The sequence below is a fragment of the Flavobacterium sp. genome (assembly GCF_024305175.1).
Lineage (GTDB): Bacteria > Bacteroidota > Bacteroidia > Flavobacteriales > Flavobacteriaceae > Flavobacterium.
The window spans coordinates 63,834-85,752 of sequence record NZ_JAMWYY010000006.1 but is presented as its reverse complement, the minus strand read 5'-3'; the positions used below and the strand labels follow the sequence as shown (position 1 = coordinate 85,752).

Genomic DNA, 21,919 nt, shown 5'->3' with positions numbered 1-21,919 from the left:
ATCTCTATAAAAATTAGATAATGTTATAAATAAAGTCTTATTTCTGATATAAAGTTATAATTTTATTAAGTTTTAAATTAATTATTTACTTTTTATGAAAAAATTTACTTTAATTGCTATGATGCTCTTTGTCGTCACTGCTGGTTTTGCGCAAGCTTCGCTGTATAGCTTCGCACAATCTTCAGGGACGTACAGCCCCATTACCGGGGGAACAGTCCTGGCTACGTGCACCAGTTGTACAGATAGCTACGACTCAAGTTCTTTTGTTATTACTTTACCAACGCCATTTACCTTTAACGGAACTCCTGTTTCGTCGGTAGTAATGCGTACAGATGGTTCTCTTGTGCTTGGTTCTACAACTACAAGTTCCAGCACAGGGCCAATTGCGGCTACAACAACTGCAACAGGTGTTGCTTCGGCTTTGGGTATGGACCTAAGGACCTCTACAATTACGGGTACCGTTTTTGAACTGCGTTGGGAAGATACCGGTTCAGAATATGTATTCCAGTGGCAAAACGCTGCGCGTTGGGCCCAGAATAATGCAGAGAAACTTAATTTCCAGATTCGTATCGTAAAAGCAACAGGGGTTATCTCTTTTGTTTATGGTGAAATGTCCGGCGTTGCCGACTCTACAACTTATCAGCCACAGGTTGGCTTAAGAGGTGCTTCTAATGCCGATTATAATAACAGGCGTGTAACAACCACCGTTCCTGACGATTCACCATCTTGGGAAGATACTGCTGCCGGAACAAGCAACAGTCATACTGTAAGGTTTACATCAGGCACACCTGCTGCTTTCCCTGCAAATGGCTTAATTTATACATATTCTCCGCCACCTCCGTGTACAGGTACTCCTGTAGCGGGTACTGTAAGCGGAAGCCTTTTAAGGTTTGTATGTAATGGTTCTACACCTGCTGCTATAGCAGTTACGGGCGTATCAGCAGCCGTACCGGGTATAAGCTACCAATGGGAGCAGTCTTTAAATGGTACAGACTGGACTAACGCTGTCGGTGGTACAGGTGCTACCACAACTTCATATACGCCTCCGGCATTTAATGGTACTGCAATACAATACAGGTTTAAAGTAACCTGCGCAGGCAGTTCAGAGTCGGCAGTTACAAGTGCTGTCTCTATAAATAATGAATCTTCATCAGTATCTCAGGCTACGGCACTTGCTGTAACTACTGATAGCGCTACACCAACATCATTTGGCGTAAGCTGGACAAACGGTACAGGTAATAGAAGGATTGTAGTGATAAGCGATGTTGCAATAACAGATCCTGTTAACCAGACAGGTGCAGCCGCTATTACGGCAAATAATGTTTATGCAGGTACAGGCCAGCAAATAGTTTATGATGGTACAGGCAGCAGCGCTACAATTTTAGGGCTTAACTGTAATACAAGTTATAATGTAAAAGTATTTGAATACAACCGTTGCGGTTCAGGTCCATACGACTTTTTCTTTAGCCCTGCATCAGGTACTAATGCTATAACATTTACTACTCCGTCTCCGGCTACTGCTGCGGCTTTACCGGTAACAAACAACTTTACCGGGTTTACCGGTGCTAACCTTCCTGCTGCTGTTGCAGGCTGGTATGAAGGTTCTATAGCTACTGCTGCAGGAACAACCCCGGGAACATCATATCCTGGTGGTAATGCTTCTAACTGGGTTAATTCATCTGTTTTAGGAGGTACTACTGCAAGGGTAAACTTATATGCTAACACAAGGAATGAGTGGATTATAAGCCCTAAAATTCAACTTACAGCCAACTCAAGGCTTAAGTTTAAAGCGGCTATTACAAACTGGAACTCTGCTGCTGCTGATGCAAGCGGAATGCAGGGTACAGATGATAAGGTGCGTGTAATGGTATCTACAGACGGATGTGGTGTAAACTGGACTCCTGTTTTTACATTTGATGCAGCAAATACAACTACACTTACTAACGTACTGACTGATTTTGAAGTGCTTTTAACAGCATATAACGGACAGACAATACAAATTGCTTTCCAGGGAATTGATGGGCCAACGGATGATACGTCAGACTATGATTTTCATATTGGTGACATAGTAGTTGAGGAGATTCCTGCATGTGATATACCTGTACTTGCAGAGTCAACTAATATTGACAAAGACAGTGTAACTATAAACTGGACGGCACCATCTACAGGTACGCCTACAGGATATGAGTATGTAGTTTCTGCTACAAATGCTACACCTGCCGGTGCAGGTACTGCTGTTACAGGTTTAACGGCTAACGTATCAGGCCTAAGTGCTTCTACTGATTATTATGTGTTTGTAAGAAGCGTTTGCGGTGCGGGCGTTTATAGCGACTGGACAGTTGCAGGCGAGTTTACAACACTTTGCGATTATCCGGAAATACTTACAACTACACCAGACGAAGTTTGCGGTATAGGTACCGGTTCTTTATCGGCTACTGCTGCAGGTGGTACTATTAAATGGTATGCTGCTGCCAATGGCGGCGCTGCACTTGCAACAGGTGCAAACTTTGTAACTCCTGAAATTTCTGAAACTACTACATATTATGTAGCTGCAGAAGGTGTAGGAACTTCTGTATCTGGCGGTCTTATTGCTCCTAATGCTTCATGGACAGGTTTTGCTACAGAAGACTGGGGTATAGTATTTAATGCCAATACAGATGTTACTGTAAATTCAGTAGATGTATACTCTACATCTGCAGGAACTTTAGATGTTATGGTTGTTAATGCTGCGGGCGAAGAACTTTTCTCTACAGGTAATGTTCCTGTAGCAGCAGGAGGCACTACAACACCTACAACTATTCCGCTTAACATTGCTGTTCTTCAGGGTAACGGTTACAAAATACTGGTTAAGAGTTATACAGGTGTAAGTCTTTTAAGAGGTTCTGTAAGTGGTTTCCCTTATGTTAACGATAACATAAGCGTTACGGCAAGCGAGTGGGGTGGTACTACAACAGGTACTTATTATTTCTTTTATAATATACAAACTACAGGTGTTTGCGCAGGTGCAAGAACCCCGGTTACTGTTACGGTTACTGATGCTCCCGAAATTGAAGTTACAGCAACTGAAGAAGCTATTTGTGTCGGAGAAAGCACACAAATTTCTGTAACAAGTGCCAACACAGATTATACTTATGTATGGACTCCGGGTGATTTAACAGGTGCTGCACAAACAGTAACTCCTGCTGAAACTACAACATATACTGTAACAGCTACAGATGCTGTTTCGGGATGTGTTGCACGTGAAGAAATAACTATTATTGTAAATATGCTTCCTTTTGCAGAGGCTGTACAGTCTGAAGTGGCTATATGTGAAGGTGGTATAGGTCAGCTAAGTGTTATTGGAGGCCCGGTAAGCGGAGATGCTGTTATGGGTACAGGTACTACAGCCCCAAGCACTACTTCATATCCTAACCCATTCAGCGCTTACTACGGTGGTGCTAAAACACAGATTTTGTTCAGGTCATCAGAACTTGAAGCACAAGGTCTTGTTGAGGGAACTGAAATCAGCTCTCTTTCTTTTGATTTCTTTGCCTCTGTAGCTAATACAGCAAATGACCTTACAATACGTATTGGTACAACTGACAGCAACCAGTTAACAGCTGGTTTTGATTCTACCGCAAACCTTGTTACAGTTTATAACGCAAACTTTACACCTGTTGCCGGTACTACTGGCCTTGTGCCGTTTAACTTTAGTACTCCTTTTATCTGGAACGGAGACAATATTATAGTTGAGGTAGTACACAACCAGGGTAACAACGGTAATGGTTCTGGTACAAGGACAAGGACAACAACTACTTCTTTTAACAGTGTTTATTATGGAGCTGTTGATGGTGTAACTCCTGCAGGTGCAGCAAGTATTGATTCACTTGATGAAGATGATTTTGATACCGATGGTACTTCAACATCAAGGCCAAATATTGTATTTAATCATGAACTTAATACAACTGTTGTATGGTCTCCTGCTGCCGGTTTATTTACTGATGCCGGAGCAACAACTCCTTACAACGGAGAAAATGTATCTACAGTTTATGTTATGACTGCTGCTGCTGCAACTTATACTGCAACAATTACAAGTGAGGCAGGTTGTACTTCAGCTGCTACTATAAACGTAACAATTACAGATACACCTGCACCAACTGTAGCGGATGATACACAAACACTTTGTGCCGGCGCTACTTTAGAAGATATCACCATAACAGGTACTGGTATACTATGGTATGCTGCTGCAACAGGTGGAGAATCTCTTGAAGATGATACAGAGCTTACAGATGCTACTGTATATTATGCAAGCCAAACGGCTGATGGTTGCGAAAGTAATGAAAGGACTGCAGTTACAGTTACAATTTCTACTGTTGCAACACCAGTAGTTGCTATAACACAACCAGGTTGCGGAGATACAACAGGCTCTGTAACGGTTACAGCTCCTGTAGGTGCTGAATATACTTACAGCATAAACGGTACCGACTACCAGGCATCAGCTACGTTTGATGGCCTTGCAGAAGGTATTCACACTGTTTATGTAATGAATGCTGATGGTTGTACATCTATACTTGATGTAACTATTGAGGCAGCTCCTGTAGTTCCTGTGGCCCCTGAGGTTACTGCAACACAACCAGGTTGCGGAGACACAACAGGTTCTGTAACAGTTACGGCTCCTGTAGGTGCTGAATATACTTATAGTGTAAATGGTGCTGACTTCCAGGCATCAGCAACATTTGATAACCTTGCAGTTGGTATATATACTGTTACTGTAATGAATACAAGCGGTTGTACATCTACACTTGAAGTAACTATAAATGCTGCTCCGGCAACACCTGCTACACCAGCGGTTGATGTAATACAGCCTACTTGTGCCGTTGCGGGTATAATTACAATTACAGCTCCTGTAGGTGCTGAATATACTTACAGCATTAACGCTACAGATTTCCAGGCTTCAACTGTATTTGCTGATGTTGCTCCGGGAACTTATACTATTACAGTTAAGAATGAAGCAGGTTGTACTGCTGTTTTAGCTGATGTTGTAGTTAATGATGCTCCGGTAGTAGCTGCCCCTGTGGCAGATGCTAACCAGTCATTCTGTAACGGTGCTACTGTAGAAGAACTTGAAGCTGATGGTGAGGACATTCTTTGGTATGCTGATGAAACAGGAGGTGAGCCTATTGCTGACGATATTGTATTGGTAGATGGTGCTACTTACTATGCATCTCAGACTATAGAGTGCGAGAGCGAGGGCAGGACAGCTGTAACTGTTATGGTTACTACGGTTGCTGCACCAACAGGTGAAGCTATACAGGTTATAACTGTAAATAACGCTGCTGACGCAACTCTTGAAGACTTAGTTGTTGATGCTGAAGAAGGTGCAGTTATTATGTGGTATGCTTCTGAAGAGGACGCTGCTAATAATGAAAATGCACTTGATATTACTACACAACTGGAAGATGGCGTAACATATTATGCCACACAAACTGTTGGCGATTGTACAAGTATTGAAACACTTGCAGTAACTGCAAATGTTGTGCTTGGTACTACAGGTTTCGATAAAGATACATTCTCTTATTATCCTAACCCTGTTAAAGATGTGCTTACTATTACATCTGGTTCAGAAATAACTTCTGTAACAGTATTTAATATGCTTGGTCAGCAGGTAATGGCTACACAGCCGGGTGTTGTTAATGCAACACTTAATATGTCTGTTCTTTCAGACGGAACTTACCTTGTAAATGTAACTGCAGGCAATAGTGTAAAAACTATTAAAGTGGTTAAAAAACAGTAAGTTTTTGTCTGTATAACAATCAAAAATGCTTTAAGCCGCAGGAATAATTCCTGCGGCTTTTTTATTTCGTAAGGGTTAGAATACAAATTTGAGACTGACTGAATTTACATCAACATTACAAAAATGTTAAATTTTTAACAATTAATTAAAACTACATCAAGTTTGACTTAATGAGGTGTTTTTTATTAATTTTTATAACATAAACGTTAATTTTAATTAAAAAATTATTTACAATCTATATAAATTATGTTAATTTATATTTAATGTGCATATTTTTTATAATTTTATTAGCAATTAATTATAACTATTATAATATGAAAAACACTACTATTTTACACTCGGGCGAAGGGAAGCGTTCGGGTAAATGGCGTTTGGGCTATTTAGTCCTTATTGCCTTAATGTCGGTAACGGCGGCCTTTGCGCAGACGGGAACCATAGCTATTGGTTCCGGTACTGCCACGGCATCAAGCCTTGTCCCTATTAATTCCTGTTACAATTTTAATTACAGCCAGCAAATCATTACCGCATCAGAATTTGCTGCCGGTGGTGGTGTTGCAGGCCCTGTAACAAAAGTAAGGTACTTTTACTCCACTGGTGGCACAACAATTGCCAACTGGAATAACTGGACAGTTTATATGGGGCATACCACAAAAACTTCTTTTACCAGTACTACTGATTGGGAACCTGTTGCAAACCTTACTCAGGTATATACAGGTACCATTACACCTGTAGCGGGTAACTGGTTTGAGATTACCTTTACAACACCGTTTAACTACAACGGTACCAGTAACCTTATAATAGCTGTAGATGAAAACACATCTAACTATTCATGTACTGCTAACTTTGGCTCTTATACAGGTGCAGCCAATACAGCGATTTACTTTTTTAGTGATGGTACAAATCCCAATCCGGCTTCGCCGCCTACAGGAACCCGTACCAGCACACTTGCAAGGCTGCAGCTTGTTGGTAACGTAGCCTCATGTCTTGCGCCGGGCGGGCTTGCTTCATCTTCAGTAGGCAGCTCAAACGCCACTCTTGGCTGGACTCCTGCTCCAAGTGCAGCAAACGGTTACGAATATTATGTTAGTACAAGCAACACAGCACCAACGGCCTCTACAACGCCATCAGGTTCTGTAGCTGCGGGTACGCTTACGGCTCCGCTAAGCGGCCTTATGTCTAATACTCCTTATTTTGCATGGGTTCGCAGCGTTTGCGGTGTGGGTGTTACCAGTTCATGGTCGGCATCAATTTCGTTTACTACGCTTTGTGATGCAACATCTATACCTTATACCCAAAATGTTGAGTCGGTTACCACACCAGCAATACCTTCGTGTGTAACATTGCAAAATGCAGGTACAGGTAATAACTGGACTACTGTTAATAACCCGGGTTACGGATTTACTAACAAAGCTTTCCAGTACACCTATAACTCATCTAACGCTGCAAATGCCTGGTTCTACACTCAGGGATTAAACCTTACAGGAGGCGTGTCTTACAGGGTTGCCTATAAATATGGTAACAACAGTACTTTCTATACAGAAAAGCTTAAGGTTGCTTATGGTACAAATGCAAATTCAGCATCTATGACCAACGTGCTTGCAGACCATCCTACAATTAATACTGCTAATGCAACTACAACTTTTGTAGATTTTACCCCTGCAACAACTGGTGTGTATTATATCGGTTTCCAGGCATATTCTATAGCAAACCAGTTTTATCTGTATGTTGACGATATATCTGTAACGCTTACACCAACCTGCGAACCGGTATCTGGTGTTGCGGCTACCACAACATCATTTACAACAGCAGGACTTGTTTGGAATGCTTCTGCAAGTACACCTGCAAATGGTTATCAGTATTACATAAGTACATCTAATACTGCACCTGTGAGCGGAACTACTCCAACAGGAAGTACCGCAGCAGGCGTATTAACAGCTAACCTAACAGGTTTAACTGCTGAGACTACCTATTATGCATGGGTAAGGGCAGTATGTTCTGTGTCAGATGCAAGTCCGTGGTCGAGCGTGGCATCATTCTTTACAGGATACTGTACGCCTGCGCCATCAAGTGTTGATGCCCAAGGTATAGTTAATGTTACTATGGGCTCTATAAACAACTCTACAGGAGCAGAGGCAGGAAACTATGCTAACTATTCGGCACAATCTACAGATGCTGCCCTTGGCTCTACAGTAAACTTTAGTATTACTTATGCTACAGGTTATACATATGGTACTAAGATATGGATAGACTGGAACAATGATACTGATTTTGATGATGCAGGCGAGCTTGTTTATACAGGTCTTTCTACTAATGCAAACCCAACAACTCTTACAGGTTCTTTTGTAGTTCCTGCAAATGCTGCTCTAATAGGAAGCCACAGGGTAAGGATTGGCGGTACAGATAATGATACAGGCGGTACACCATGCTATACAGGTTCATGGGGTAGTTATGAAGATTATACAATAAATGCATTTATGCCACCTGCACCGGCAATTACCGGGTTTACGCCATCAGCATACTGTGCTGTAGAGGGCGATATAACCATTACAGGAACAAGTCTTGGTAATGCAACACTTACCATAGGTGGTACTGCTGTTACAATCGGTACAAACTCTGATATAGAAATAGTAGCTACAGTTCCTGCGGGTGTTTCCGGCCAGGTTAGCGTTACTACTGTTAGCGGTACTGCTACAGGTACAGGTAACTTCTCTGTTACGGCTCCTGCCGACTTAACACTTAGCGGTACAGATACTACTATATGTATTGGAGACACTACAGGTGTGGTTACCATTACTGAAGGAACAGCTTCATTTGACATATTTGAATGGTCTCCTGCAGATGGTGTTTCGGGTAATGCTACAGATGGATATACCTTTACACCTTCAGAAACTACTACATATACGCTTACAGCATCACAATCAGCAGGAAGCTGTGTTATTGCTGCAGAATATGTGGTAAACGTTAATCCGGTTCCGGATCCTGTAACTGTTATGCCATCGGCTGTAAATGCATGCCAGGGCTCTACTGTAGAACTTACTGCGGAAGGCGGTGAAACTATTGTTCCTGTTGCATATTGTACTCCTACAGTTGGAAGTACCGGGGCATCTGGCGACTTTATCAATAACTTTACGTTTGCGAATGTTACCAATAACGCTTCAGGTGATACTGCATCAGATTATATTTACTATAGTGCTTTAACTGCTAACGTAGCAGGTGGGCAAACCTATAACATATCACTGCAATCAGGTACATTATACGGTCAACGTTTCCGTGTGTGGATAGATTATAACCAAGACGGTGTATTTAGTGCAAGTGAAAGCGTTTTTGATAATACTACAGCTGTAACCACTGCGGTTACGGGAACAGTAACAATACCGGCAACTGCACTTAACGGAACTACAAGAATGCGCGTAGGATGCAGATGGGGTGCAACCGGAATAACAGCTACCGAGGCTTGCGGACATAGCGGCTATGGTGAGTGGGAAGATTATAATGTGGTAATTACAGGTGCAACCAGCCCAGTAGAATACGTTTGGTCTCCTGTAGATGGTTTATATTCAGATGCTGCTGCTACAGTTCCTTACACTGGTGCTCCTGCAATCAGCGTATATGCTAAACCAATGGCTACAACAACCTATACTGCAACCGTTACTACAGATCTTGGCTGCCCTGCTTCAGATGCTGCCGTTATCAACGTTATTGTAACACCTGCACCAACAGGTAACACAGATGTATATTCGGACACAGCATTAACAGTTGCAGATCTTACCGCTACAGGAAGCAACATCCAGTGGTATGCTTCAGCTACAGGCGGTACAGCACTTACTTCAGGTACAGCGCTTACTTCAGGTACTTATTACGCATCTCAAACCGTTAATGGCTGCGAAAGCCAGGAAAGGCTTGCTGTTAACGTAACGATGCCGCAAATAGACTGGAACAACCTGCAATGGCCTCCGCAACTTAACATAGTTCAGGGCACAACAGGCGTGGTTTATGCACAGGCATGGGAGCCGGGAGTTACTCCGGGTGCAGGCCCTGGTATAGGCGTTAGCGCATGGGTAGGTATCAGTTCACAGAACACCAACCCGTCTACATGGACAACATGGGTACCTATGACATATAATACTCAGGTTGGTAATAATGACGAATTTATGGCAGCTATAGGCGGTAGCCTTGCACCGGGAACTTATTTCTATGCAACAAGGTTCCAGCTTATGGAAGGCCCTTATACGTATGGTGGTTACAGCGCCGGAGGCGGCAGCTTCTGGGATGGTAACCAGTTTGTAAGCGGTGTGCTTACAGTTAACTGTGGTACTGCTGCACCGGTGGCAAATGCTGCACAATCATTCTGTAATGCCGCTACAGTGGCAAACCTTGCTGCAACAGGCACAGGCATTCAGTGGTATGCAACAGCAACAGGCGGCAGCCCGCTTGCTCCAACAGCTGCACTTTCTAACGGAGGTACCTATTATGCTTCTCAGACTGTGGGTTGCGAAAGTCTTATAAGGACTGCGGTAACAGTTACTATTAACAACACGGCTGCACCAACAGGTGCAACAGCACAAACATTTGAAGACGGAGCTACAGTTGCCAGCCTTATGGCTACAGGCACTAATGTTATGTGGTACAGCAGCGCAACAGGCGGAACTATGCTTAGTGCCGGTACTGCGCTTGTAAGCGGCACTACTTACTATGCTTCTCAAACACTTAATGGTTGCGAAAGCCAGAACAGGCTTGCCGTTACTGTTACAGTAAATGATCCGGCTATGGATTGGGTTAACCTGCAATGGCCTGCTGCAATTACAATAAACCAGGGCGAAACAGCTATGGTATATGCACAGGGTTATGAAGCGGGAGTAACTCAGGGCACGGGCCCTGGTGTAGGTGTTACAGCCTGGATAGGTGTAAGCACTGAAGATACAGACCCATCTACATGGACAAACTGGATTCCTGCCACATTCAATGCTCAGTCAGGTAACAATGACGAGTTTATGGCATCTGTAGGCGCAGGTTTAGAGCCGGGTGTATATTACTATGCATCAAGGTTCCAGCTTGAAGACGGACCATTCTCTTATGGTGGTTTCAATATGCAGGGCGGTTCTTTCTGGAACGGTACCGAGTATGAAAGCGGTGTTCTTACAGTACTTTGTGCTACCCAGGCTCCTGTAGCGGCTGCAGAGCAGGTATTCTGCAACAGCGCAACAGTGGGTGAACTTATGGCACAAGGCCAGAACATTAACTGGTATATGGAAGCTGAAGGTGGTAATGCACTTGCTTCTGATGCCTCTCTTGTTAACGGCATGGTGTACTATGCTTCTCAGAACTCAGGTTGTGAAAGCGTAGAAAGGACAGCTGTTGCCGTAACGGTACAGGTTACTGAAGCTCCTGCAGTTCAGGATGCTAACCAGGTAGTTTGCAGCGGTTCTATGGTTTCTGACCTTGCGGTAGATGCTAATGAAGTGATGTGGTATGCATCTGAAACTGATGGTGAGCCGCTTGCGGCAGACGTTATGGTTGAAGATGGTATGACTTACTATGCTTCTCAGTGGGTTAACGGTTGCGAAAGTACAGGCCGTACTGCGGTAACTGTTCAGGTAACTGTAACACCTGCTCCTGAAGGTGCAGCACAGCAAAGTATTTCTGTAGCGCAGGGCGAAACTGCTGCTATAGAAGATATAGCTGTAACTGGTACAGATGTGGTTTGGTATGCAAGCGAAGAAGATGCTATAAATGGTACCAACCCAATGATGGCAGGCAGTGCAATAGAGGCAGGCAGTACTTACTATGCTGTACAAACTGTAAACGGCTGCAGCAGCGTTGGCGCACTTGCGGTAACAATTACAGAAATACTTGGCGGTGGTATATTTGACAGGGCAGCATTCAGCTACTATCCAAACCCTGTAAAAGATGTACTTACAATACAGTATTCTTCAGATATTACTGCAGTATCAGTGTTTAACATGCTTGGCCAGCAGGTAATGGCAATACAGCCAAATGCTGCCGATGTTAAAGTAGATATGTCAACCCTTTCGGATGGAACATACCTGCTTAATGTTACTGCTGGTGATGTAGTAAAAACAATAAAAGTAGTTAAGAAACAATAGTTGTAATTATTAGTTTTTAATTAGTTGAACCGATGGCAGTAGCCATCGGTTCTTTTTTTATAATAATACTGTAAAAACGTTATTTTTGTTAAAAATTACGTGGATGTTATTTTCCCTTATAATACCTGTATATAACAGGCCCGAAGAGATAGATGAGCTTCTTGCAAGCCTTTGCAGGCAAACTTATAAAGAGCAGTTTGAAGTGGTAATTATTGAAGATGGCTCTTCAGTAACCTGTACCGATGTGGTTAATGCCTATGAGGGTAAGCTTTTTATTTCCTATTATTTTAAAGCCAATTCGGGGCCTGGCGATTCCCGGAACTATGGCATGAAGAGGGCAAAGGGGAACTATTTTATTATACTTGACTCTGATTGCATTATCCCTGAAAATTATCTTACCAACACAGCACAAAAGCTTGCGGCTGATTATGCCGATTGCTTTGGCGGCCCTGATGCTGCGCTGGATTCGTTTACCGATATACAAAAAGCTATTAATTTTACCATGACCTCTTTTGTGACCACGGGCGGTATTAGAGGGGCTTCAGAGAAAATAGAGAAATTTCAGCCGAGAAGTTTTAATATGGGGCTTTCCAGAGAGGCTTTCGAGGCTTCGGGCGGATTTGGGGACATACATCCGGGCGAAGACCCCGACCTTTCTTTACGCCTCTGGAAAATGGGATATAAAACCCTTTTATATCCCGATTGCTATGTGTACCACAAGCGCAGGATTGACTGGCAAAAATTTTATAAGCAGGTAAATAAATTCGGTAAGGCACGCCCTATACTCGACCTTTGGCACCCCGAACACAAAAAGATAACCTATGTTTTTCCTGCACTTTTTGTGATTGGTTTCGTATTTTCTCTTATAGCATTGTTAATTAATGTACATCTGCTTTTTTATCTTTATATTTTGTATCTGTTTTTTATAGTAGTTATATCAACAGTGCAAAATAAAAGTCTCACAATCGGTTTATATTCATTGGTAGCGGTATGCATACAGTTTTATGGCTATGGTATTGGCTACATGAAGTCTTTTATAAAAGTGCATCTTATGGGCATCAATCCTCAAAGAGCTTTTCCTGAGCTATTTTTTAAGAAATGACAAAGATTATTGGCCTTACCGGCGGCATTGGAAGTGGCAAAAGTACCATAGCGGCTTATTTTGCCTCTAAAGGTGTGCCTGTTTATATAGCTGACGACCAGGCGAAGAAGATATTGTATGCATCTGAAGCTTCGGCACAAGTTAAAGAAGTTTTTGGCGAAATTGTATTTACAGATGGGCAGCCGGACAGGAAAAAACTCTCTGAAGTAGTTTTTAATAATCCCGAAAAACTTAAACAGCTTAATGCTATTATACATCCTAAAGTAAGCCGTCATTTCGAGGAATGGGTTAAGCAGCACAACGCTGCTAAATTTGTAATAAAGGAAGCTGCCATTTTATTTGAAAGCGGTAGTTATAAAAATTGCGATGCTGTAATACTGGTTACAGCGCCAAAAGAAGTACGCATAAAAAGAGTTATGAATCGTGATAATGTAAGCCGCGAAAATGTACTGGCACGTATGGCTAACCAATGGGAAGATGAAAAAAAAGAAGCACTCAGCAACTATATAATTACTAACGAAAGCCTTGAAATTGCTAAGGAACAGGCTGATAACATCATCAGTGCCATCAATTCAGAAATAACTGATTGATGCTGTTAATGTTTGGTTAATCTTATAAGGTAATGAGTGTTAAAATGTTAATTTTGTGATGATGAATAAGACGCGGTTTCGCTTACTGGTATTTTTTATGAGCCTATCCCTGATAGGCATTATTCTTGTACAGCTTTACTGGGTTAATTCATCTTTAAAAAATAATGATGAGCAGTTCAGGTTTCACATCCAGCAGGTTTTAGGCAAAGTTGCCTCTAAGCTGCAGGCTAATGACAGGCATGAGTTTTATGCGCTTTATACCCATTTTAGGGACAGTGCAGGCAGGAACCCCCAGCGCGAAGAAATGCTTACATATTATAACAGGTCTAAACCTAAAAATACTGGTAAAAAAGTTATCTATTCTGATAGCATGAGCCAGAGGGATTATAATTTGTTCTTTGATAACCAGGAAGCTGGTGAATATCTTACAGATTCGTTACCGGTTAATGCTGATAAGCGCCAACAGCGCAATCAAAAACCGCGCAATGGCAAGCAGGGTGATATGGAGGTGTGGCAACAGTACCAGCTTGATATGTACCTAAGGGATTTCAGGGAGCAAAACCCGCTGGAAAAAAGAGTTACTAAAGACTGGCTGCGTGAAACTTTAAAAACAGAGCTAAGCCAAAATGGTGTAGACACTCATTTTGAATATGGTATCTATAAAAATGGCCTTGCTACAAAAATACGATCTGAAGGGCTGCAATGGGACGACGAGACGTCTTATGAGCATAATATATACTCTGAGCGTGATGGCAACCCCGGTTACAGGCTTGTGGTGGCTTTTCCTGAAAAGCAGTCGTTTATACTTTCGTCTATTTTCGGGATAACCTCTTTGTCGCTGATATTTACGCTTATAATTATCATAGCCTACCTTAGCGCAATAAACCAGCTGATAAAACAGAAGCAGATATCTGAAATAAAAACGGATTTTATCAATAACATGACGCATGAGTTTAAAACGCCTATTGCAACTATAAACCTTGCGCTTGATGCCATCCGTAACCCGAAGATACTTAACGATGCTGAAAAGGTGCAGCGCTACCTGCAAATGATAAGAGATGAGAACAAAAGGATGCACTCTCAGGTAGAAAACGTACTGCAAATAAGTAAGCTTGATAAGAAAGAGCTTGATATAACTAAAGAGCAGGCCGATGTGCATGAAGTTATAGAAGATGCAATAGAACACGTTCATTTGATTATTGAAGCTCGCCACGGAACCCTTACAAGGCATTTTGAAGCTAAAAGGACTACGGCTTTGTTAAATGATGTGCATTTTACAAACGTTTTAGTTAATATTTTAGATAATGCCATAAAATATTCTCCCGATGAACCCGTTATAGATATTTATACTGAAAATGTAAAGGATTTCATCTTAATTAAAATTGAGGATAAAGGTCTGGGAATGAGTAAAAATACGGTAAAACGTATTTTTGAAAAGTTTTATCGCGAGCATACCGGCGATATACATAATGTAAAAGGGCACGGCCTGGGGCTTGCTTATGTAAAAAGGATAATAGACGATCATAACTGTAATATATACGTAGAAAGTGAAAAAGGGAAGGGGAGTACCTTTATAATAAAAATGCCTCTAATAAATTAAAAATATGGAAGAAGTAAACAAAAAGATTCTTTTGGTTGAAGACGATCCTAATTTTGGAGCGGTGCTGAAAGACTATCTGTTAATTAATGATTTTGATGTGACACTGGCAAAAAACGGGATGGAAGGTTTTGAGAAGTTTAAAAAAGATAACTTCGACCTTTGCATACTGGATGTTATGATGCCTTATAAAGACGGTTATACCCTTGCCCGCGAAATAAGGGAAAAAAACAAAGAGGTGCCTATTATTTTCCTTACGGCAAAATCTATGAAAGAAGATGTGCTTAAAGGGTATAAAGTAGGTGCTGATGATTACCTTAACAAGCCTTTTGACTCTGAAGTGCTTTTAATGAAAATTAAAGCTATCATCCAGAGAAAAGCTTCTGAAACCAAAACGGATAATACCAAGTTTGAGTTCCAGATTGGTAAATTCCATCTTAACAGCAAGCTGCGTTTCCTTACATTTGAGAATGATGAGCCTATAAAGCTTTCGCCAAAAGAAAATGAGCTGCTTAAAATGCTGGCACTTCATGAAAATGATTTGATGCCAAGGGAACTTGCCCTTACTAAGATATGGAGGGACGACAACTACTTTACATCAAGGAGTATGGACGTTTATATCGCCAAGCTGAGGAAATACCTTAAGCCGGATGAGGATGTAGAAATACTTAACATTCACGGTGAAGGTTTCCGCCTTGTGGTGAAGAATAAGGTTTCTGAAGAACAGAAATAATTCTATTATGTTATAGCCACATTGTATTTGCTGTAAAGCATAGTGCAATGTGGTTTTTTATTTCCAATTCAGCTCGAGCGCAAAGCATGGTTTTTCGTGTTTTTGGATGGTAAAATACTGTTGCTTACCGGCTTCTCCACTAAAAATTTTTACTTCGTCATTATATTTAAGCTCACGTAAAAAGTTCATGTCAAAACTTTTTAGCTGTTGCCTTAGCAGGGGCTTATAATCAAGCGTATCAAAGCACCATTCCAGGTATTTTACATTATTGGCATGAAAAACAATATCAAGGTCAGATAATACCACCCTGCGTTCTGCCACAATATTACTCTCCCGGTTAAGCTCTACTTTAGCAAACGCTTCCTCTGTAGGTAACCTGTCAGGATATTTTTCAAAATGGTCGTGTGGCAGCACCAGTGCTTCCGATTTTCTCAAACTTGTATTAAAAACAGCCCAGTAGGTAAGTGAGCCTACAATTTTTTTACCATTAAGCCACATCTCTAATGCCCTTACAGAGCGTGAGCCCTGTAAATCTACAATCCAGGTGGTAACGGTGACTTTATCGCGCCATTTGGGCAGCTCGTCAATTTCGACACGCATACGGCTCAGTACCCATGCCTGGTTTTGCTGCTGCATATCGGTAAAGCTCATGCCTCCCATTTCTGCATGAGAGCCTGCTGTAAGCTGTAATAAATTACAAAGCTCCGTCTGTTTAAGGTAGCCGTTGGGGTGGCATTGCAAAAAGTTTATTTCCCATTCCTGGCTGTAAACAGATGTAAAATTATCAGCTATCGGCATGTATCGTTTCGTTTATGTGTTGTATAATTGTTTCGGCAGGTGTTGTAAAGTTGAACCATGTTATGGCATAATTGCGCCTGAACCATGTCATTTGCCTTTTAGCAAAGCGGCGTGTGTTCTTTTTTATTTCTTCTACAGCGGTTTCTAAAGTATAGTCTCCGTTAAAATAGGCAAAAAGTTCTCTGTAGCCTACCGTTTGCAACGCGTTATACTCTTTATATTCATAAAGTGCTTTCGCTTCTTCCAGAAGGCCGCAATCCATCATGATATCTACCCGCCTGTTAATGCGCTCATACATCAGATCCCTGTCAGCATCAAGCCCGACAAGTACCGGTGTAAAATTGCGGCTGTTTTTTTTAATATTGAGGAAAGAAGAGTAAGGTTTACCCGTACCAATGCATACTTCAAGCGCACGCATCATCCGCTGCGGATTTTCTTTGGCTACACGTTCATAATGCTCCGGGTCATGCTTTTCAAGCTCCTGCTGTAGCCATGTTATGCCGTGCCGGTTATAATTTTCAATAATATATTCCCTTACCGATGCATCTATGTCAGGAAAATCATCAAAGCCTTTAAGCACCGCATCTATATATAAACCGGAACCGCCTACCATAACTACCACATCATGCTCTTTATACAAATCATCAAGCAGTGCTATGGTATCGCGCTCAAAATCGCCAACCGTATAAGTATCTTTTATACTAATGTTCTGAATAAAATAATGCTTTGCGGCAGCCAGTTCATCTTCAGATGGTACGGCTGTACCAATAGCCATTTCATTAAAGAACTGCCTGCTGTCGGCAGATATAATAGGGCATTTATAATGTTGGGCAAGCTGAATGGAGAGTGCTGTCTTGCCAATTGCTGTCGGGCCGACTATGGAAATTAAATACTTATTTTGTTTATGATGTGTCATTTTTATTTTTGAAGGTGCGCACCGCAATTGTAACAATATTCAGCATCATCCCTGTGGCGGTTAGCATTGCAAACCCGGCAAACCTGTGTGTTTTGCTGTACATTGCCTTCCTGCATAAATTGTGCTGTTACAAGGCCCGTGGGTACCGCAATAATGCCGTAACCCATTATCATAATGAGCGAGGAAAGAAACTGCCCCAAAGGTGTTATAGGGGTAATATCGCCAAAGCCAACTGTTGTTAATGTCACTATTGTCCAGTAAATGCTTATCGGGATATTCTTAAAACCACTTTCAGGGCCCTCAATAATATACATCATTGTACCCATAATGATACAAATGACAACAACACCAAAAAGGAATACAGCAATTTTTACACGGCTTTTTTTAAGTGCTGTAAGCAACTGATCTGAAGCGCCAACAAAGCGCCCCAGCTTTAGTATCCTGAATACGCGCAGCAGCCGTAATGCCCTTATTGAAATAAGAAAACTGAGCCCCGGGAAAAGCACATCGATATACTTGGGTATCATGGCAAGGAAATCTATAATGCCATAAAAGCTGAAAATATAACTTGCAGGCTTTCGTACCGATATAATACGTGCAATATATTCTAATGTAAAAAAAGCAGTAATAACCCACTCGATAATATCAAGCTCTCTGCCATATATAATTTTAATGCCTGCAACACTTTCAAGCATTACAGCCACAATGCTTATTAGTATAAGTATCAGCAGTACAACATCAAAAAGCTTCCCTGCGGGCGTGTCGGCTTCATAAATAATTACATGCAGTTTGTGCCGAAAGTTTTTGGGCATAATAACAGGCAGTTAGTTTATAGTACCAAAGATACTAAATATGGGTTAGAGCCTTATTATTTTAAGCGCCCTCTTTTTCCGGATGTAGCTCTGTATTATATTTTTTACATCGCGGTTGTGCTCCATGGGTATCAGTATATTCTTCAGTATTTCAGGTTTATTTACCTGATAATTAAGATTGAAGAAAGCATAACCTTTATACACGCCATTTTCTATAAGCACCGCGCTGCGCTCTTCTATTGTACGGCCTTTATCAATAATAATCATACTTTGGTGATTAAAGCTGTTGTTATTGATAAACTCTGTAACGCGGTTATTATAATCTTCGGCAGGTTCCTTTTGTATGCAGGCACCATTGCAATTACCCAAGGTGTAAGGAAAGCAGCTCTTTTTAGCATCAGGGTCAAGCCCTGTGAGTTTCTGGCAGAGTTTATACTTTTCGGTAATTTTAAAAAGCGCGCTTTTAGCTTCTGTCATTCCGGGGAAAGAAAGTATTTCTTTTTTCCTTCCGTCAGATTTACCGATATTTAGTGTTATATATCCGTTCTCATCTTTCTTTGCATACAGCGCAAACTGATGAACAGTATTTTTTTGAACGCGGTTATAAACGGGCCTGTTAATCTTTACTTCCTGGCACTCCTTTAACAGTGCAATAAGCTCGCTGCCTGTTTCTTCATAATTAACGGTATAGGCATCACGCTGAAGCCTCTTTGCTTTGCGCGAAGTACCTGTAAAATGCTGGTTAAGCCTTTTTTTGATGTTGCTGCTTCTGCCGAGATATACCAGGTCGCCATTTTCTTTGTAAATATAGTAAAGCCCCAGCACCGGAGGTATGCCTTCAAGAAGGTCGAACAGCTTACTGGCAAGCGGCTTTGGGTTAGCCGATTTTACCAGGCTTTTCATAATTTGTTTTTCTACATCCTTTGCAAGCAGCAGCTTAAAAAGCTGTACTGTGGCAAGCGCATCGCCGGTGGCGCGGTGCCTGTCGCTAACAGGGATACCCAACGCGCGGGCAAGCTTGCCCAGGCTGTGCGATTTTTGTTCGGGCAGCAGTTTTTGAGAAAGCTCAACCGTGCATAACGATTCGCGCTCATAATTGTAACCAAGCCTCTCGAACTCAGTGCGCAGCACGCGGTAGTCAAACTGGGCGTTGTGGGCTACAATAATGCAGCCGTCGGTAATTTCTATAATACGTTTCGCAATTTCATAAAACTTGGGCGCACTGCGCAGCATGGCATTATTTATGCCCGTAAGTTTTATAACAAATGGCTGTATAGGCTTTTCCGGATTTATAAGGCTTATAAACTGGTCGGTCACTTCATGCCCGTTATAGCGGTATATGGCTATCTCGGTAATCCCTTCTTCGTTAAATTGTCCGCCTGTGGTTTCTATATCAAGTATTGCGTACATTCAGTATCTGGTTTCCTTAAAACAGGAAAAATATATTTGTAAGAATTATTTTAATGTCTTGACAGACACCTAATCTACAAAATTACAAATATCTTACCACATTTTACCGTGAGCTATGCGCTAATAATTGCGGCTGCCAAATATACTGCTGCCAATGCGCACCATAGTACTGCCGCAATTAATAGCTATGCGGTAATCGCCGCTCATGCCCATAGATAAAGTTGAGGGTTGACAGTTAACAGTTGACTGCTTTTGCTGTAGCCTGTCAAAAATAGTTTTGAGGTGTGTAAATTCTTTTTTTATCTGAGCCTCATTGTCGGTAAATGTAGCCATGCCCATAAGCCCCGTAACTTTTATGTTTTGCATTTGGCTGAATTCTTCTGAAGAAAGCAAATCGCTAAGCTCCTGCTCATCCATCCCGAATTTTGTTTCCTCCTCGGCTATGTGCATTTGCAGCAGGCAGTTAATTACCCTGTCATTTTTTTTAGCCTGCTTGTTAATTTCCTTCAGCAGCTTCAGGCTGTCAACACCGTGGATGAGGCTTACATAAGGCGCCATGTACTTAACCTTATTGGTTTGCACGTGGCCTATCATGTGCCATTCAATATCTTTTGGCATTGCTTCCCACTTCTCGGTCATTTCCTGAATTTTGTTCTCACCAAATATACGCTGCCCTGCATTGTAGGCTTCCATCAGGTCTTCAACAGGTTTGGTCTTGCTAACCGCTACCAAAGTAACATGCGTTGGGAGAGAGGATTTTATTTTTAGAAGGTTATCGGAAATTGACATCATTCACATTTTTTAGTTACAGTTTCTAATTTCTGACTTCTGCATTCAAATTATCAGAGTTCATAAATTACTAATCCAATCCGGAACTTAGGCTCAATATAGGTGCTCTTTGGAGGCATAATCTCGTTGTTATCAGCCAGTGCTTTTACTTCTTCTATAGTAGGGGGGAAGAGCATAAAGCCTACCTGGAAGCCGTTTTCGTCCACCATTTTTTTAATGTTGGTTATGGGCCTGCTGCCGGGTATGTACTCTATACGCTCGTCATTTCGCAGGTCACTAATCGCTAAAAGCGGATGTAGCACCTTGTCATATAGTATGCGTGCGTCCAGCGCATCATAAACCGATGCGTAGTTGGTGTCTTTAACATGCAGGGCATAAAACTCCCCGTCAAGATACATACCGAAGCTGTATTTCCTGTCGGGTTTCCACAATTCCTGCCCACGGTTCTCTATAATAAAATCTTTTTGCAGGGCATTTAAAAAATCGGTTTTGCTTAAGCCGTTCAGATCGTGTATAATCCGATTGTACTCGTATATCTTCAGGTCGTTTTCGGCAATCAGGAAACTCATAAAATAGTTGAGGTTCTCATTACCGGTACCCTTATCCTGCTCATACAGGCTATTGGCAGAAGCCGACCTGTGGTGCCCGTCTGCAATATACAGGCTGTCCATCTGTGCAAACTGCCCCCGTATCCAGTTTATTACCTTTGTATCTGTTACGCGCCAAAGAGTATGCTTATCCCTGTTAGTGGTAGAGAACAGGTAAAGCGGGCGTTCTTTTTTATAATTGGTAATCCACTCCTGCAATTCATTGTTTTGCGGATAGGTTATCAGTACCGGCTCTGTATTAAAGCCTGTTTCATGCAGGTAATCTTTAAAGAACTCAACCCGGTAAGACAGTGTGTCTTCGTGTTTTTTAATTACATTATTCCTGTAATCTTCTAAAGAAGCTCCTGCTATTATACCGGTATAGGTATTTTGCTTACTTTGAATTTCGTAGAGGTAAAAAACAGGCTCCGGCTCCTGTATAAAAATCTGCTGCTCTTTAAATTCCTCATACTTAAGGTTAACACCTTTAAAGCGGGTATCAGTCGAAATTTTTTGCAGGTTGGTATATGCCGGGTGCAGCACATGCAGAAAAGAAAAAGGATTATAATCCAGTTGCGAGGCAAGCTCTGCAGTGGTATAATCGTCATACGAGCGTGATGTTACCAGACTTACTTTATCTCGTGCGGGCCTTACCGCTTTAAAAGGGATGATATTTGCCATATAAAGCCCCCTTACCCCGAATGGGGC

At 41.8% G+C, this 21,919-nt stretch carries 12 protein-coding genes; 6 read left to right on the top strand and 6 right to left on the bottom strand.

Going from position 1 to position 21,919, the window contains the following annotated elements; genetic code table 11:
- Positions 1-94 precede the first annotated feature (94 nt).
- The 6 genes from Q0K96_RS02835 to Q0K96_RS02810 all read left to right on the top strand — a co-directional run bounded on the left by Q0K96_RS02835 (position 95) and on the right by Q0K96_RS02810 (position 15,899).
- Entirely contained in the window at positions 95-5,773 is a 5,679-nt protein-coding gene (locus Q0K96_RS02835) for a T9SS type A sorting domain-containing protein (RefSeq protein ID WP_297332493.1), read from the top strand.
- Positions 5,774-6,087: 314 nt separating this feature from the next.
- The gene (locus Q0K96_RS02830; RefSeq protein WP_297332492.1) at positions 6,088-11,877 is read left to right on the top strand and encodes a GEVED domain-containing protein; all 5,790 of its coding nucleotides are present in this window, start codon (positions 6,088-6,090) and stop codon (positions 11,875-11,877) included.
- A gap of 103 nt (positions 11,878-11,980) precedes the next feature.
- A complete protein-coding gene (locus tag Q0K96_RS02825) occupies positions 11,981-12,979 on the top strand; it encodes a glycosyltransferase (protein ID WP_297332491.1) in 999 nt (332 codons plus the stop codon).
- Positions 12,976-13,569: a dephospho-CoA kinase gene (gene coaE, locus Q0K96_RS02820; protein WP_297332490.1), complete on the top strand. Its 594-nt coding sequence runs from the start codon at positions 12,976-12,978 to the stop codon at positions 13,567-13,569. The genes Q0K96_RS02825 and coaE overlap by 4 nt, the downstream gene beginning before the upstream one ends.
- A 61-nt stretch (positions 13,570-13,630) precedes the next feature.
- Positions 13,631-15,169 (top strand): HAMP domain-containing sensor histidine kinase, encoded by a 1,539-nt coding sequence (locus Q0K96_RS02815; protein WP_297332497.1) that lies wholly within the window; start codon positions 13,631-13,633, stop codon positions 15,167-15,169.
- A gap of 4 nt (positions 15,170-15,173) precedes the next feature.
- Complete coding sequence (locus Q0K96_RS02810; protein WP_223051909.1) at positions 15,174-15,899, top strand: response regulator transcription factor; 726 nt, start codon at positions 15,174-15,176, stop codon at positions 15,897-15,899.
- 57 nt (positions 15,900-15,956) lie between these two features.
- Here Q0K96_RS02810 and Q0K96_RS02805 read toward each other — a convergent pair whose 3' ends face one another.
- From Q0K96_RS02805 to Q0K96_RS02780, 6 genes are all read right to left on the bottom strand, one after another.
- Positions 15,957-16,697, bottom strand: coding sequence for an acyl-ACP thioesterase domain-containing protein (locus tag Q0K96_RS02805; RefSeq protein ID WP_297332489.1), 741 nt, complete (start codon positions 16,695-16,697; stop codon positions 15,957-15,959).
- Complete coding sequence (gene miaA / locus Q0K96_RS02800; protein ID WP_297332488.1) at positions 16,684-17,613, bottom strand: tRNA (adenosine(37)-N6)-dimethylallyltransferase MiaA; 930 nt, start codon at positions 17,611-17,613, stop codon at positions 16,684-16,686. The genes Q0K96_RS02805 and miaA overlap by 14 nt, the downstream gene beginning before the upstream one ends.
- Before the next feature lie 2 nt (positions 17,614-17,615).
- Positions 17,616-18,425 carry an ion transporter gene (locus Q0K96_RS02795; RefSeq protein ID WP_297332487.1) on the bottom strand — a complete coding sequence of 270 codons (810 nt, stop codon included), beginning with the start codon at positions 18,423-18,425 and terminating at the stop codon, positions 17,616-17,618.
- A 45-nt stretch (positions 18,426-18,470) separates the two neighbouring features.
- Positions 18,471-19,835 (bottom strand): exonuclease domain-containing protein, encoded by a 1,365-nt coding sequence (locus Q0K96_RS02790; protein WP_297332486.1) that lies wholly within the window; start codon positions 19,833-19,835, stop codon positions 18,471-18,473.
- Between the two features lie 120 nt (positions 19,836-19,955).
- Positions 19,956-20,624 (bottom strand): YggS family pyridoxal phosphate-dependent enzyme, encoded by a 669-nt coding sequence (locus tag Q0K96_RS02785; protein WP_297332496.1) that lies wholly within the window; start codon positions 20,622-20,624, stop codon positions 19,956-19,958.
- A 53-nt stretch (positions 20,625-20,677) separates the two neighbouring features.
- Positions 20,678-21,892, bottom strand: a complete 1,215-nt coding sequence (locus tag Q0K96_RS02780) for a DUF1015 domain-containing protein (RefSeq protein ID WP_297332485.1) — start codon at positions 21,890-21,892, stop codon at positions 20,678-20,680.
- Between the last annotated feature and the right edge of the window lie 27 nt (positions 21,893-21,919).